At 68.9% G+C, this 14542-nt stretch carries 11 protein-coding genes; 3 read left to right on the top strand and 8 right to left on the bottom strand.

Features of this window, described 5'->3' with window-relative positions:
• Window positions 1-52 precede the first annotated feature (52 nt).
• A complete protein-coding gene (locus NVV90_RS05940) occupies window positions 53-1885 on the top strand; it encodes a long-chain fatty acid--CoA ligase (RefSeq protein ID WP_258440270.1) in 1833 nt (610 codons plus the stop codon).
• A 2-nt stretch (window positions 1886-1887) separates the two neighbouring features.
• On the opposite strand, the gene NVV90_RS05935 is transcribed toward NVV90_RS05940, so the two are convergent.
• The gene (locus NVV90_RS05935; RefSeq protein WP_258440269.1) at window positions 1888-2994 is read right to left on the bottom strand and encodes a TIGR01906 family membrane protein; all 1107 of its coding nucleotides are present in this window, start codon (window positions 2992-2994) and stop codon (window positions 1888-1890) included.
• Between the two features lie 179 nt (window positions 2995-3173).
• The gene (locus NVV90_RS05930; RefSeq protein WP_258440268.1) at window positions 3174-4166 is read right to left on the bottom strand and encodes a stage II sporulation protein M; all 993 of its coding nucleotides are present in this window, start codon (window positions 4164-4166) and stop codon (window positions 3174-3176) included.
• 100 nt (window positions 4167-4266) lie between these two features.
• Here NVV90_RS05930 and NVV90_RS05925 point away from each other — a divergent pair, with 100 nt between their 5' ends.
• Window positions 4267-5067, top strand: a complete 801-nt coding sequence (locus tag NVV90_RS05925; RefSeq protein WP_258440267.1) for an RDD family protein — start codon at window positions 4267-4269, stop codon at window positions 5065-5067.
• 21 nt (window positions 5068-5088) lie between these two features.
• Here the strand turns inward: NVV90_RS05925 and NVV90_RS05920 are convergent, their stop codons facing one another.
• From NVV90_RS05920 to NVV90_RS05905, 4 genes are all read right to left on the bottom strand, one after another.
• Window positions 5089-6309 carry an Ig-like domain-containing protein gene (locus NVV90_RS05920; protein ID WP_258440266.1) on the bottom strand — a complete coding sequence of 407 codons (1221 nt, stop codon included), beginning with the start codon at window positions 6307-6309 and terminating at the stop codon, window positions 5089-5091.
• A 158-nt stretch (window positions 6310-6467) separates the two neighbouring features.
• Window positions 6468-7946, bottom strand: coding sequence for an adenosylhomocysteinase (ahcY, locus tag NVV90_RS05915; RefSeq protein WP_258440265.1), 1479 nt, complete (start codon window positions 7944-7946; stop codon window positions 6468-6470).
• 49 nt (window positions 7947-7995) lie between these two features.
• On the bottom strand, window positions 7996-8220 hold the full coding sequence (locus NVV90_RS05910; RefSeq protein WP_258440264.1) for a Trm112 family protein: 225 nt from the start codon (window positions 8218-8220) through the stop codon (window positions 7996-7998).
• Window positions 8221-8394: 174 nt separating this feature from the next.
• The gene (locus tag NVV90_RS05905; RefSeq protein WP_396125349.1) at window positions 8395-8820 is read right to left on the bottom strand and encodes a DUF3499 domain-containing protein; all 426 of its coding nucleotides are present in this window, start codon (window positions 8818-8820) and stop codon (window positions 8395-8397) included.
• A gap of 94 nt (window positions 8821-8914) precedes the next feature.
• Between NVV90_RS05905 and NVV90_RS05900 the strand changes: the two genes are divergently transcribed.
• Complete coding sequence (locus NVV90_RS05900; protein WP_258440262.1) at window positions 8915-9433, top strand: metallopeptidase family protein; 519 nt, start codon at window positions 8915-8917, stop codon at window positions 9431-9433.
• A gap of 70 nt (window positions 9434-9503) precedes the next feature.
• Here the strand turns inward: NVV90_RS05900 and NVV90_RS05895 are convergent, their stop codons facing one another.
• Complete coding sequence (locus tag NVV90_RS05895; RefSeq protein ID WP_258440261.1) at window positions 9504-11192, bottom strand: DUF5719 family protein; 1689 nt, start codon at window positions 11190-11192, stop codon at window positions 9504-9506.
• Entirely contained in the window at window positions 11185-14535 is a 3351-nt protein-coding gene (locus NVV90_RS05890; RefSeq protein WP_258440260.1) for a glycosyltransferase, read from the bottom strand. The genes NVV90_RS05895 and NVV90_RS05890 overlap by 8 nt, the downstream gene beginning before the upstream one ends.
• Between the last annotated feature and the right edge of the window lie 7 nt (window positions 14536-14542).

The raw sequence follows: 14542 nt of genomic DNA, 5'->3' as shown, positions 1-14542 counted from the left end.
GAGGCAAGTCCAGGCACACAGGCACAGCAATGAATCCCATGAAAGGCAGGCCGTGAGGGAAGCAAGCACCGGGCTCCTGGTCGAGGCGGACGAACTCAGCAACGTGACGGACCTGCTCCTGGAAAGGCAGGCCCACAGCCCCAACGGCGCCCTGTACGCCGTCAACGGGCCCAACGGCTGGAGCAACATCACGGCCAGCCGTTTCCTCGCCGAGGTCACGGCCCTGGCCAAGGGACTGATCGCCGGGGGCCTCTCCGCCGGCGATCCCGTGGCGGTCATGTCGCGGAGCAGCTACGAGTGGACCCTGGCCGACTTCGCCATCTGGATGGCCGGAGGCGTCACCGTCCCCATCTATGAAACCTCCTCGGCGAGCCAGGTCGAATGGATCCTGGTGGACTCGGGTGCCCGGCGCGTCCTGGTGGAGGACACCGCCAAGGCCGGGCTGGTCCAGGGCGTGGTGTCCGGTTCGGTGCTCCTCGGCGACACCCCGGTGGCGGTCATCCGCATGGAGCACGACGGCGACGCCCCGAACCTTGCGAGCCTGGCCGCAGCAGGCGGCGGCATCTCGGACACCGAGCTGGAACGCCACCGCAGCGCTGCCACGCTGTCCGACGTCGCATCGATCGTGTACACCTCGGGCACCACCGGCAAGCCCAAGGGCTGCCAGATCACCCATGGCAACTTCGTCCTGGTGGCCCGCAACGTGGTCCCGTTCCTGCCCGAGCTCCTCATGCGGCCCGGCGCCCGGACCCTCATGTTCCTGCCCCTCGCCCATGTCCTGGCCCGGGCGGTCCAGGTGGTGTGCCTGGACGCCGGGATCACCCTGGGCCACAGCGCCGGCGCCGCGGGCCTCATGGCGGACCTGGGCACCTTCAAACCCACGTTCCTGCTCGCCGTGCCGCGCATCTTCGAAAAGGTCCACGCAGGGGCCGGCCACAAGGCAACCCTCGCGGGCAAGGGCCGGCTTTTTGCCGCTGCCTCGGCCGCCGCCGTCGAGCATTCCACCGCGGTGGAGCGGGCCGCCCGGGGCGCCGGTCCCGGACCGGGCTGGCTGCTCCGGAGCAAGCACACCTTCTTCGACAGGCTGCTGTATCCCAAGGTTCGTGGTGTGTTCGGCGGGAACGTCACGCACACGGTGTCCGGGGCCGGCCCGCTGAGCCGACGGGAAGCGCATTTCTTCAGCGGTGCCGGGATCCCTGTCCTGGAAGGCTACGGACTGACGGAGACATCCGCCCCCTGCACGGTCAACACCCCCGCGATGACACGCATCGGGACGGTCGGCATCCCGCTGCCGGGCACCACCATCCGCATCGCCGAGGACGGTGAGGTGCTGGTCAAGGGAATCGGCGTCTTCAAGGGCTACCACGCCAATGAGGCCGCCACCGCGGCCGCCTTCGTGGATGGCTTCTTCCGCACCGGGGATCTCGGATCCCTGGACGAGGACGGCTTCCTCACCATCGCGGGCCGCAAGAAGGACCTGCTGGTGACGGCGGGCGGCAAGAACGTGGCGCCCGCTCCGCTCGAGGAAAAGATCCGCGAACACCGGCTGGTGGGCCAGGCCGTGGTGGTGGGCGAGGGCCGCCCCTATGTTGCGGCGCTGGTGTACCTGGATTCCGAAGCACTGGCGGACTGGTGCGCCGAGCGCGGGACTGCCGTGCTGACGCCCGCCGAGGCCGCGGCGGACCCGGAGATCCGGGCCGCCGTGCAGGGTGCCGTGGACGAGGCCAACATGCTGGTCAGCAAGGCCGAGTCCATCCGATCCTTCGCGTTCGTGGACGCGGAGCTGAGCGTCGGTTCCGGCCATCTGACGCCGTCGCTCAAGCTCAGGCGCGCCGCCGTCATGTCCGGTTTTTCCGCGGAGATCGACAAGCTCTACGGCAACTAGGCCTACGGCGCCTTGCCGCTGTAGAGCTGGGCCTCTCCTGCCTCATCCCCGGCGTTGTCCGTGGACCCTGCATCGCCGGCGTCCGTCTCCGCGTCCCTGGCCGGGAGCCCGCGGCGACGGCGGGTCGGCCAGCTCAGCACGAGGGTCGCGGTGGCGGCCACGAACACCAGGGCCGCGATGACGATGCCCGCATCCATCCAGAACTGCCCCGGGAAGAGGCGGATCAGGGTGTCGTCAAGGGCAAACGTCCAGGTGCCGTTGGCAAAGAAGATCCGGTGGAATTCGGTGAAGAACTGCTGCCAGCCCATGACCCCCAGCACGCCGAGTCCGATGATGACCACGAGCGTGACGATGGAGCCGGCGAAGAGCCCGCGCCGGATGCCGCCCTTGCTGCGCTTGCGCAGGTAGATCATGGCGATGATGCTCAGCAGGATCAGCAGGGCGCCGGCGCCGAAGGACGAAAGCATCACGAGCTTCACATCGGCCATGTGGGCCACTTCGCTGGCCTTGAACAGCTTGCTGCCGTCCTGGCCCACGAGGTCGCCCAGGTAGCGCGGTCCCGACCAGTTGCTGAGATAGTCCATGGCGTACGAACCGTAGGTCATGCGGTCTTCGGTACTGAACCCGTAGCCGTCGCCGGGGAACCCCGGGCGGTTGTATTCCACCCAGAGGAACAGGGCACTGGTCACGGCACGCACGGCGAGCACCAGCAGGATCACGGGGTAGAACACGGCCAGCAGGACCTGGAAGACGCGCGGCATGGCGGGCTTGGCGTTGGCGGCCTGCTCGCGTTCGGCATTGCGCCGGGCCACTTCGGCCTCCGGCGGCCGGACGTGAAGGGCCGACGTCGGCAGCGGCTCGGAGAAGAGGGACGGCTTTCCGGCCGTGTCCCCAGCCGTGGAGGCATCCGCGAACAGTGGCTGTTCCGGGGTGGTCTCCGCGGCTTCGGCCGCCTTGCGGTCCGCGCGGCTGCCGGGCTGCGCTGCGGGGGCAGCTCCCGCCACGGGGGCCGCGGGCGTGGGTGCCGCCGCATCCTTCGCCGCTCCCCCGGCGGCCTTGGGCGTCATCCAGTCGAAGGCGGGTTCGTCGTTGTCGTCCTGGGTATCCATGTCCGGATCCTTCGGTATGGGGCGATTCTCGCTCACGTCGGCTTCTCTTCCCTAGGCAGCACACGCGCCGGCACACCGTTCGGGCCCGGCACTCTTCTGTCTTCGAGCCTACCGCCAGCCCTCCGGCGCAGACGAGGAGCCACCCCGGTCCGCGCACGATTGCAACCCTTCCGTAAGGTTCAGGCCGCGATCCGTGAGTAGCCGGCGTCGTTGCTGTCCAGGTCACCGGTGGCCCCGGCACGGACGGCCCGGCGCCCCAGCACCAAGGCGTACGTCCAGTACGCCGCCAGTACCAGGGCCCCGATGAGCAGCTTGGCCCAGACCGGCAGCGGGCTTGGCGTCACGAAGGCCTCCACCAGGCCGGAGACGAACAGCACGAACACCAGGCCCAGCGCCACGGTGATGAGCGAGCGGCCTTCGTCGGCCACGGCCTGCAGCCGGGTCCGCGGACCCGGGCGGACCATGGCCCAGAAGATATGCAGGCCGCCGGCGCAGGCGACGAAGACGGCCGTGAGTTCCATGAGGCCGTGGGGCAGGATGTAGCTGAAGAAGACGTCCAGCTTGCCCGTGGCGGCAAAGACGCCGGCCGCGACGCCCACGCCCTGCGCGTTGGCGAAGAGGATCATGGGGACCCAGAACCCGGTGATGCCCAGGGCCACGGCCTGCGCGGAAATCCAGGCGTTGTTGGTCCACACGGCGCCGGCGAAGGACGCTGCCGGGTTCTCCGAGTAGTAGTCGATGAAGTCCTCGTCCACGTACTGCTGGACCTTGGCGCTGCTGCCCATGGCCCTGAGCGCCTCGGGTGAGAGGCCGATCCAGAGCGCATAGGCGCCGCCCACCAGCACGAAGAACGCACCGCACCCGATGGTCAGCCAGCGCAGCCGGTAAAAGGCCGCGGGCAGCGCGATCACGAAGAAACGGGCCAGGTCCTCCATGAAGTTGGAGCGCGCACCGGTGAACCGCGTCCGGGCCTGGGCGAGGGCCGCCGACAACGACGCCGACAAAGCACTTTCCGGGGCCACCGAGCGGATGAGGGACAGGTGGGAGGACACGGTCTGGTAGAGGCGCAGCAGTTCGTCGGCCTCGGCCCCGCTGGGCCGGCGCCTGCGCCCCAGCTCGTCCAGGCGCGACCATTTGCCGCTGTTCACGGCCGAGAAGGCATCGATGTCCACGGCACCACCCTAGTGCCTTGTCCGCCCGGGCCGCAGGGCTAAACTCGTTTGCAGCGGGGCCGGCCGGTCCTGCTCTTCGTGCGAGGCAGTGGGGGCCGGCTTGAGTCCAATCATTACCGGGGAGGCGGTGGTCCTGGAGCTACGCCCGGCGTCGTTCGCCGTGCGCGCCATGGGACTCGCCCTCGACGTCATCGTCCACACGGTCCTGCTGATCGGGCTCAGCCTGCTCATCGGCATGGCGGCCGGCGAGCTCGATGAAGCGGCTCTCCGTGCATTGATCCTGGTGGCCGTGGTCTTTTCCTTCGTGATTGTCCCCGTGGCGGTGGAGACCCTGACGCGTGGCCGCTCGCTCGGCAAGCTTGCTGCCGGGCTCCGGATTGTGCGCGACGACGGCGGTTCCATCCGTTTCCGGCATGCGGTGATCCGGGGCCTGCTCGGTTTCGTGGAGGTCTACCTGACGTTTGGCGGCCTCGCGATCGCCGTGGCCTTGTTCAGCGACAAGTCCAAGCGGCTCGGTGACGTGGCGGCCGGGACGTACTCCCTCCGGCTGCGGGTTCCCGCTGAGCGCAGGATCCTGTCCTTCGCTCCGCCTTACCTGCAGTCGTGGGTGTCCCTGGCCGATATAGGCAGGGTGCCGGATGCCACGGCGCGCCGGGCCGCGCAGTTCGTGCAGCAGGCCCACCACATGGCGCCTGCGTCGCGGGACAGCCTGGCAGCGTCCCTGGCCTCCGAGCTGGCCGCGTACGTGGCGCCTCCGCCGCCGGCAGGAACCCGGCCGGAAGACTACCTTGGGGCAGTGCTGGGCGAGCGCCGGAACCGGGAACTCGTGCGGCTCCGGCGGGCCGAAGAGCGCAGCGCGGCCATGGCCGGGCGCCTCAACAAACTCCCGTTCCAGCAGTAGTTTCAGCAGTAGGACGGGCGGTCAGCGCTGGGCGTAACCCGCCCATGGGATGTTCCAGTCGCCGAAGCCTTCGAGGGGCTCGACGGCGGGGGCGCCGGTGTTGAGGATCTGTACGACGTCGCCGGTGGTCATGTTGTTGAAGAACCAGGCGGCATCCGCCGGCAGCAGGCCCACGCAGCCGTGCGAGACGTTGACGCGGCCGATGGCGCCCCATGCAGCTTCCAGTGCCTGGTGGACATAGACACCGGACCAGGTGAGCCGGTTCGCATACTCGGCCACCAGGGGCGGGTAGTAGCCCTTGTCACCGGGCTTGAGGCCGATGGTGCCGGCATTGAAGTTCGAGTACCGTTCCTGCTCCATGATCACTGCATAGCCGGTGGGCGACAGCCAGTCCGGTTCGCCCAGGGACACTGGGGCCGTGTGCACCAGCTGGCCGTCGGAGTACACGTTCATGAGCTTGGTGACATCGTCCACCACGGCCACGCGCTGCGGGCCGGTGGTGAAGGTGGAGGTGACGTTCCCGTTGCCGATCATCTTGTTGCCGAAGTCAACGCCCAGGAGCTTCATGTCCACGGTGACCTGGGTTCCGGAGGCCCAGAACGCTTCGGGCCGGATGCGGACTTTCTTGTCCGAATACCAGTGCCAGGCCACGGGCTGGCCGGAGGACACCGTGATGGCGACGAGCTTTTCCATGGCGGCCTTGTCGGCCACGGGTTCGCTGAAGTTGATCTCGATCGGCTGTCCGGAGCCCACCCTGGTTCCGTTGCGCGGGTAGATGGACGCATCGGCCTCGTTGGCGGCGGAGACCGTGCGGAAGGTCTGCGTCTTGGTGGTCCCGTGCCCGGCGGAATCAACCACCGTGAACGAGTAGCTGTACTGGGTCTTGAACTTCAGTACTTCCTTGGTGGTCCAGGTGCTGCCGTCCGGGCTGGTGGTGCCCACTACGGGCGTGCCGCCACCGGCCGGGGCAAGGACCACGTCCTTGAGCGTGCCGTTGATGGCCTTGATCTGGGGGGCCACCACGGGATTCCACTCCACTGCGCCATCCAGCGGCGTGATGCCCAGTTCAACGGGCTTGACGACTTCCGGCTGCTGGCTGGGGCTCTGCCCGGATCCGGGAAGGGCGGCGAAACCGGCCTTGTCCGCCACGGTGGCGACGCCGATGCCGCCGGCGGCGATGGCCGCGCAGATCCCGACAATTGCGAGGATCTTCCCCGTCTTCCTTTTCCTGACGTCGGTCATGATTCCAGTCTCCCTGTCCCCCGCAAAGCGGCCCGGCAGCCGATACCGGACACTCAATTCTAGCGGACGGGCCGGGCCCGCCCAGTGGCAGACCCGGCCCGTAGAGGCCGCAGAAAATCTTCCGGCAGCCCGCAGCCTGGTAGCGGTGGCGCTCCGGCCTAGTAGCGGTAGTGCTCCGGCTTGTACGGACCTGCGACGTCGAGGTCCAGGTAGTCCGCCTGGTCCTTGCTCAGTTCCGTGAGTTCGACGCCCAGGGCGCCGAGGTGCAGCCGGGCGACCTTCTCGTCGAGGATCTTCGGCAGGACGTAGACCTGCTTGCCGTATTCGCGTTCGCCGGCGGGCTGGTCCTTCTTGGTCCACAGCTCGATCTGCGCAATGGTCTGGTTGGCGAAGGAGTTGCTCATGACGAAGGAAGGGTGGCCCGTGGCGTTGCCCAAGTTGAGCAGCCGGCCTTCGGACAGCACGATGATGGAGCGCTCGGTGCCCGTGCCGGAGTCGAAGACCCATTCGTGGACCTGCGGCTTGATTTCGACCTTGGTGACGCCGGGAACCTTGGCGAGGCCGGCCATGTCGATCTCATTGTCGAAGTGGCCGATGTTGCCCACGATGGCCTTGTTCTTCATGCGGACCATGTCGGAGGCCATGATGACGTCCTTGTTGCCCGTGGTGGTGATGAAGATGTCGCCCTGTTCCAGCACCGTCTCCAGCTTGGCCACCTGGTAGCCGTCCATGGCGGCCTGCAGTGCGCAGATGGGGTCGATCTCGGTGACGATGACGCGCGAGCCCTGGCCGCGGAGCGCCTCGGCGGCGCCCTTGCCGACGTCGCCGTAGCCGCAGACGACGGCGACCTTGCCGCCCATGAGGACATCCGTGGCGCGGTTGAGGCCGTCCGGCAGCGAGTGGCGGATGCCGTACTTGTTGTCGAACTTGCTCTTGGTCACGGAGTCGTTGACGTTGATGGCCGGGAACAGCAGCTTGCCCTGTTCGGCCAGCTGGTAGAGGCGGTGCACGCCGGTGGTGGTTTCCTCGGTGACACCCTCCACGCGGGCCGCGATGCGGGTCCACTTCTGCGGATCGCCGGCGAGGGTCTTGCGCAGCACGTCGAGGACCAGGACAAATTCCTCGGGGTCGTTGGCGTCCGCGGCCGGCACGGCCCCGGCGGCCTCGAATTCGACGCCCTTGTGCAGCAGCATGGTGGCGTCGCCGCCGTCGTCGAGGATCATGTTGGGGCCCAGCTCCGGGTTCGAGTCGGCACCCGGCCAGGTGAGGATCTGCTCGGCGGTCCACCAGTATTCCTCGAGCGTTTCGCCCTTCCAGGCGAAGACGGGAACACCCTGGGGGTCACCGGGGGTGCCCTTGCCGACCACGACGGCGGCAGCGGCTTCATCCTGCGTGGAGAAGATGTTGCACGAGGCCCAGCGGACCTCGGCGCCCAGCGCCGTCAGGGTTTCGATCAGCACGGCGGTCTGCACCGTCATGTGCAGCGAACCGGCAATGCGGGCGCCCTTGAGCGGCTGAGTGGGGCCGAATTCAGCGCGCAGCGACATGAGGCCGGGCATTTCGTGCTCGGCGAGCCGGATCTGGTGGCGCCCGGCCTCGGCGAGGTTGATGTCAGCCACTTTGTAGTCGAAAGTCATGGAAGTCCCTTGCTTGTGCCGTGAGGTTACTGTCGGAAAGAGCGTTGCGTCAGGCTTTGGCTGCGCCGTCGTGCTGGTCGGAGGCGGCAGCATTGGCGGCCGCGCGCAGCTCCGGCGGCAGGAGCAGCGGGATGCCGTCCTCGATCGCGTAACGGACCTTCTCGCCGTCGGGCCCTGCAGTCGTGGAGACGAGCTCTTCGCCCTCCTGGACCAGCGGCGAACCCGTTACGGGGCAGCGCAGAATGGACAACAGTTCAGGACTGACCTTTGGCATGGATGAAGCTCCCTGGGTGGCGCCGCATCTGGCGCCGCTGGCTGACTGGTATGCAGCTTCCAGACTACAGCGGAGGGCGTCCCCGGACGGAGTCAGTGACACATTCGGTCAGCGGCTGGCGCGGCAGTTCAACATGGCGCCGGCCCCAAAAGGCACAGTTCAGAAGGCTTCGGTTCAGGAAGGTTCGCGGAGGACGCGCAGGTGCCCGCGCCGCGTGCCCTCGATCACGGCCGGGGCTTCGAGGTGGGGGCGGGCTGTGCGTGCTGTGTCCTCCGAAGGCACCGAGGCGGCTTCCCGGACGGCGTTGGCCAGGGCCAGGAGGTCGTCCGGACCGGGCTCGGCACGGGTCGCCGGCATGGCGAGGCGCAGGACTTCCCAGCCCCGCGGCACGGTGAGCGAGCCGGCATGCTGGGAGCACAGGTCATAGGAGTGCGGTTCCGCGTACGTGGCCAATGGGCCCAGCACTGCGGTGGATTCGGCGTACACGTACGTCAGAGTGGCCACCGCGGACTGGCGGCAGGCTGATCTTGAACACTTGCGAATGGCACCCACAACATCCCAGATTAGCGGCCTTCGCCCGGGATTGCGCACATTGGCCACCGTGGGGCTTTCCGTGCCACCGGAAGCGGCGTTGCCCGCGTCCTTGGATGGCTGCTGTGTCGCGTCCGCCGTGGGACAGGACTAAAGTCGATATATGCAGTCACAGCCACATATCCCGGGCTTCACCATCCGGCTGACTGACGCCGGCGGCGCTCAGGCCGAAGCAGGCACCCATGCCGCGGGACGCGGCTTCCGGCAGCGCAGGCGCAACCGCCACGGCCGCGGACTGCGCGGGGACATCATGCTCGCCACCCTCCCCGGCCACCGGACCCGTGCCGAACGCTTCGACGACTTCGTCATGGATTCCGCCGAGCGCCTGCAGGACATGTGGGGCAAACAATTGGACGGCGTGCTCTTCGCCGTCGATGAAATCCCGCCGAAGCTGGAACAGCTCGTGTCCCGGGGCGAAACGGCCCCCATGGGCTCCTACACCCCGGCGGGCGGCGGCGAGGGTCCCATGATCACCATTTACCGGCGGGTCGTGGAGCAGGCCACGCAGGGCCGTGAGGAACTCCAGGACCTGGTGCACGACGTCGTGGTGGAATACACCGCCGAAATGCTCGGCGTGGCGCCGGAAACACTGGACCCGGTGTACCGCCGTCGTTATCAGTAAGCGGCGATCAATGAGGAGCGCCCTGCAAGCGGCGCCCAATTAGCGGCGCTGCGGGCCTGGTGTACAAGGCCTAGTAGCCCACCGTCACGGGGACCTTTTCGTACCCCGCGGCAGCGTCCTGGATGGCGTTGACCGAGATATCGGCACGGTCTGCCTGCCCGAGAACCAGTGCGCCGTAGGCCGCGTCTCCGGCGGAGGAGACGATGTAGCCGGCCACGACCACGTCGTCCACTTTCTCGGGCACCTTCACCATTGCTGTGGTGCCGCCGGCGATATCGGAGGTGGTGGTCTTGCGTACTTTGCCGTCCACCGTCACCGGCGTAAGGCTGATCGTGGCGCGGCCTTCCGGTACACCGAAGCTGAGGAACCGTTCCCCCTCGCGCGGAACGGCGACGATGTGCTGGCTGCCCAAACGGGCTGCCGACGGCGACCAGGCGAAATCGACCGCGTCCTCGGCCTTGAGGCCGCGGGTCACCCGGGCCGAGGCCACGAAGGCCACGTCCGAGGTGGCGCGGACCGTGTAGCTTCCGGCCGGCACTCCGTCCAGCGGGATGGTCGTCACCGAACCGCCCTTCGCCGTCACCGCTCCCCCGTTGGGAAGGGGACGCTCCCCGTTGGTGCCCATGACGCGCAGCTGCACCACGGCGTCGGCGGCTCCCGGGACGGCGATCTGCAGGGCGGGCGTGGCATCTGCGAATCCGGACTTCGCGCTCAGCGCCTTGACGGCGGCCGGATCCTGGATGTCCACTCCGCTCATGACCTGGACGTTGGACGGCGCAGTGCCGGGGGCCAGGAATTCGATGCCGCCAGGAGTGAGGCCCCGCAGGACGCTCTGCTGGATGGTGGCTGCCACCGGTCCGCCGGAGCTGCGCAGGCGCACGGCAAGCTGGGCTTCACCCGGGGCCAGGCCGCCAAGGTTGATGGAGCGGGTGGTGCCGGGCGGGACCAGCAGGCCGCGCGCGCCGGCCGCCTGGATCTGCCCCTTGGCACCGAAGAGGTCCAGGTTGGCCGTGGCGGGGGTCCCGGAAGCGTTGCTGATGTTGAGCACGGCGCTGCGGCCCAGGGACGTGCTGGCTCCGAGGAGCCAGGAATCGTTGCCGGGCTGCGGGCAACTGGTGGCGGCTTCGCCGCGCAGGTCGCCGTCGGTGGCCGTGTAGTTCAGGTGGGCCGCCATGGAGGCCTGCTCGTTGCCGATGGCTTCGGCGCCGGTCACGGTAGCGGTGGTCACGGGCCGGTCCGACACGACGCCGGCAGCCAGGACGGGAGGCCCAACTACCGGCGACGGCGTGCTGGTGGGCTTCTTCGCGATTTCGGCCATGGGCGTGCCGCCCAGGGAGGTGATTCCGCTGCCGGGAATCGTGCCTGCCGTGTTGCTGAGCACCACGGCGTTCAGAAGGGTCTTGGCGGACTGTGACACGGGACTGAACTGCGCATCCGTGCCGTCGGCCGTGCCTGCGAGCAGCTTGGCCGGCTCCGGACACACGCCCAGTGCGTGGCCGGCAGGGACGTCGGCCTGCGGGATCTCCAGGGCGCGGCTGCCGGAGGATTCGGGCAGCAGGGATGCGGCAGACACCACGCCGCCGGCGGCGGCAAGGATCACGACGGCGGACAGGACGCCCGTGACAATGCCCTTGCCGGCGCCCTTGGCCTGGCGGCGCTGCTTGGGCTCCTGGGGGGCTGTTTCCTTGGGCTCCGTGGCTTGGGGCTCCGTGGCCGATCTTTCCTTGGCCGTTGTTTCCTCTGCCTGGTCCTCAGACACTGCTGTACTCCTTAGCGGCGGACTTCTCGTCCCGTGGGCGGCCGGTTCGACGTGGCCGGCGCGTCGCCCGTGTGCGCCGGGCAGGCATGGGCACGGCCATGAGCGCGGTCAGGCCAATCACAAAGGCCTGCATGGTGCCGAGCCACGGCACCCAGGGGCTGGTGTAGCGGACTTTCAGTACGCCTCCGTCCTGGGGCAGGATGAATGCCTGGGCCCAGCCTGATGTGGTGGCCTTGAGCGGCTTGCCGTCCAGCCAGGCACTCCAGCCTGCGTCGGAACGCTCGGCAAGGACAAGCTGCCGGCCCTCGTCACCGGCCGGGATGTCTGCGTTGACGGAGGTCTTGCCGGAGGGCAGCAGAAGGACCGTGGCTCCCTTGGCATCGGTGATGCGGACCCTGTGCGCGGTCTCGGCGGCAGTTGCCGCGGACTGGCTCAGCGGCGTGACGCGCCACAGCCAGCCGGCGTCGGTCTGTCCCACCGCCACCAGACCGGGAACGGCGTCGATGCGGCTTGCCGTCAGCTGCGCGGCAGAGTCTGAGGCCTTGAGCACCACGAACCCGGCGCCGAGTTGTTCAAGATCGGCCCGGGGGTCCACTCCCGTGCCTGCCACGATCGTGGCAACCGTGGTCCGGATCGAAGCGGTCACGGCGTCGTCGGCGGCGATTTCCTCGCGTCCGGGTGCCCCGATGATGGACCGGGCAGAGGCCACGGTGGACAGCGCGTCCAGTGTTGTGCCGGCACCGCGCATCAGCGAGGAGGTGTACGTGCCGTGTTCACCGGCCGCAATGATCAAGGTGCGGCTCTGCTCGGGCCCTTGGCCGCGGTCCACGGCTGTGGCGGGCAGGATGCCTGCTTCGGCGGGGCGCACCAAGCGTGCGGTTCCCAGGGCCTGCGGCGGTCTCTGCGTGCCCGCGGCAGCGGTGGCCGCAGAGGAGCCAGCGGCGGGCTGCAGCACATTCTGGGCAGTCCAGGCCGCCATGCCTGCCAAGGGACCGGCCAGGAGCACCAGCAGGCCAACGCCGGACAACACCCGCAGAGCAGCGTGGCCCTTGCCTGCGGTGCCCGCTGCCTGGCGTCCGAAGACCAGCAGCTGCTCGGCTCCGACAAGGGCCGCGCCCAGCAGGGCGATCCCGGCCGCTGACACGGCGGGTCCGGTGAAGGGACCCACCATCACATTGCCGTTGACGCCGGTGGCCACGTGGCCCAAGAGCCAGCCGCTGGCCAGGACCGCCAGCGCGGCCACCCAGAATATCCGTACGATCCTGGTGCGCTTGCCCGGGACGAAAAGGGCGGCAACGGCCAGCAGCAGCGCCGGCCCGCTGATCAGGAGGGCAAGGATCAGCGCCCAGGGCAGCGGGCTCGGACCGAACCAGCCCAGGCCGGCCAGCCCGCCGTCGAGGTCGAATTTCACGGGCTGCCCCAGCAGCTGCTGCCACAAGGGGGCGGCCTCAAAGCCGAGCGGCACTCCGGGGTCGGCGAGCAGCGAGCGTGGCCGGTCCAGGACGGAGATGCCGTAGGGAACAAACAGGGCCGCGCTGGGGAGCAGGGACCACCAGAGAGTGCGCCCGCGCCGGCCGAGAATCACGGCGCACAGGACGATGACCACGGCAAGGGGACCTGCGAGGGAGGGCGCCGAAGCCGTGACAATCGCCAGCGCGAGGCCGGCTGCAGCCGCGGCTGTCCACGACGGCGTGCCGTTGATCCCGGGCTTGATGGCCGCCGGGACGGAGGGCCGTCCGCGCTGGGCCTTCGGCGCAAAGCGGCCCTGGCCCACCGCGGCGCCCGAGGCCCGCAGCAGTGCCAGCAGCAGCAGCGGCATCACGACGTGTGCCACGAGGGCGCCGGCCCGGCCCTGGTTCAGGGCGATGTGCAGTGCAGGTGCCCCCGACCAGACCAAGGCGGCCAGGAAGCGGAAGCGCCGGCGTGAGGTCAGCGCACCGGCGGCGAACCAGGCGCCCAGGCCGGCCAGCGGCATCGCAAGGATCAGCAGCCACACCATGGCGGCGTTGGCATCGCCGGAGCCGAAAACGGACAGCAGCCACAGCACATAGCCGAACGGGTCACCGTGGCCGGGAAGTCCCGCGCTGAGCCCGATCCACCAGGAGGAGGCGTTCGCCCAGATGTCCGAGGATTTCGCCGAGAGGGGCAGCAGTCCGCCGCCGACTGCCCCGGTGGCCTGGAGCAGTCCGAGCAGTCCCGCGGCTGAGGCGGCAAAGGCCACAAGGACCGCGGCCACGGCGCCGTTGCCGACCCAGCCCCGCTCCTTCGTGGCCAGGGACGCAAAGTCGTCCATCGCGTCGCCGCTGGGTTCCGGGGCCAGCAGGTCCGAAACGGACGGGGAATCGTCGCCCAGCCCAATGGTCTCAAGGAGGGAGCGGCGATGCGCCCGGACCTCGCGGTAGGGCGTCTGCAGGCCCCGGATGACCGAGCGTTGCACGCGCCGTGTCCTGGCCGCGGCGCGGCGGGCGCGCAGGACTGCCAGGGGCCGTCCGAGGGCGGCAACGGTGGACGCAAGATGCGCAAAGCCCTGCCCGGGGTCTTTGACGATGATGCTCAGGACCAGCCGCAGGAGGCTGCCGATGAGTGCCCCTACGGCGTGGAACGGGACTTTCCACGCGGGTGCGTGCTTCAGTCGCAGATGCACCTGTGCCTTGCGGGCCGCGGCGAAGTTGCCTAGCGCGTAGGGCCGGCGCTCCGCATGGAACATGTGTGCGGAAGGAACCACCACCACGCGGTTGCCGGCGAGCCAGTTGCGCCAGCAGAAATCGACGTCGTCACCGCTGCCCGGCAGTGCGGGGTCAAAACCGCGCAGGAGTTCCCAGACGTCACGGCGAACGAGCATGCCTGCCGAGTTCACGGCGAACGTGTCCGAGCGGGCATCGTGCTGGCCCTGGTCGAATTCATCGGCGTCGATCAGGGTCAGCCGTTCGGCCCAGCGGCTCGTGGACAGGCCCACGTCCACCAGGCGATGCGCGGAGTCCCAGTCCAGCTGCTTGCAACCTGCCACTGTCACCGACGGCGCGCGCTCGACGGCGTGCAGCAGCTCGGCCAGTGCGTCCGGCGCAGGTGCGGCGTCGTCGTGCAGGAGCCAGATCCACGCCGCGGTCCCGTCATCATGGGCCGGGGCGAGCCCGGCCACAGCGTGTGCGACCGCCCCGCCGAAGCCGCTCTTCGGTTCGACATGGCTGGTGACATTGGCATCACCAAGGGCCCGGCGCAGCAACTCTTCGGAGTTGTCCCCCGATCCCGTGTCGACGCCAATGGCGGCATCTGCCGGACGCGTCTGGTCCGCCAAAGCCGCCAGTGTCCTGGGGAGATAGCTACCGCCGTCGTGCGAAACCACGACGGCG

Source organism: Arthrobacter sp. CJ23 (assembly GCF_024741795.1).
In the GTDB taxonomy this organism is placed as follows: Bacteria; Actinomycetota; Actinomycetes; order Actinomycetales; family Micrococcaceae; genus Arthrobacter.
The sequence above is the reverse complement of the archived record's forward strand: the minus strand, read 5'-3'. Positions and strand labels throughout refer to the sequence as shown.

Excerpts from the sequence above, each read along its gene's own strand:
- NVV90_RS05935 (WP_258440269.1), bottom strand. The coding sequence starts at position 2,994 with ATGGATACCCAGGACGACAACGACGAACCCGCCTTCGACTGGATGACG.
- NVV90_RS05920 (WP_258440266.1), bottom strand. The coding sequence starts at position 6,309 with ATGACCGACGTCAGGAAAAGGAAGACGGGGAAGATCCTCGCAATTGTC.
- ahcY (WP_258440265.1), bottom strand. The coding sequence starts at position 7,946 with ATGACTTTCGACTACAAAGTGGCTGACATCAACCTCGCCGAGGCCGGG.
- NVV90_RS05910 (WP_258440264.1), bottom strand. The coding sequence starts at position 8,220 with ATGCCAAAGGTCAGTCCTGAACTGTTGTCCATTCTGCGCTGCCCCGTA.
- NVV90_RS05900 (WP_258440262.1), top strand. The coding sequence starts at position 8,915 with ATGCAGTCACAGCCACATATCCCGGGCTTCACCATCCGGCTGACTGAC.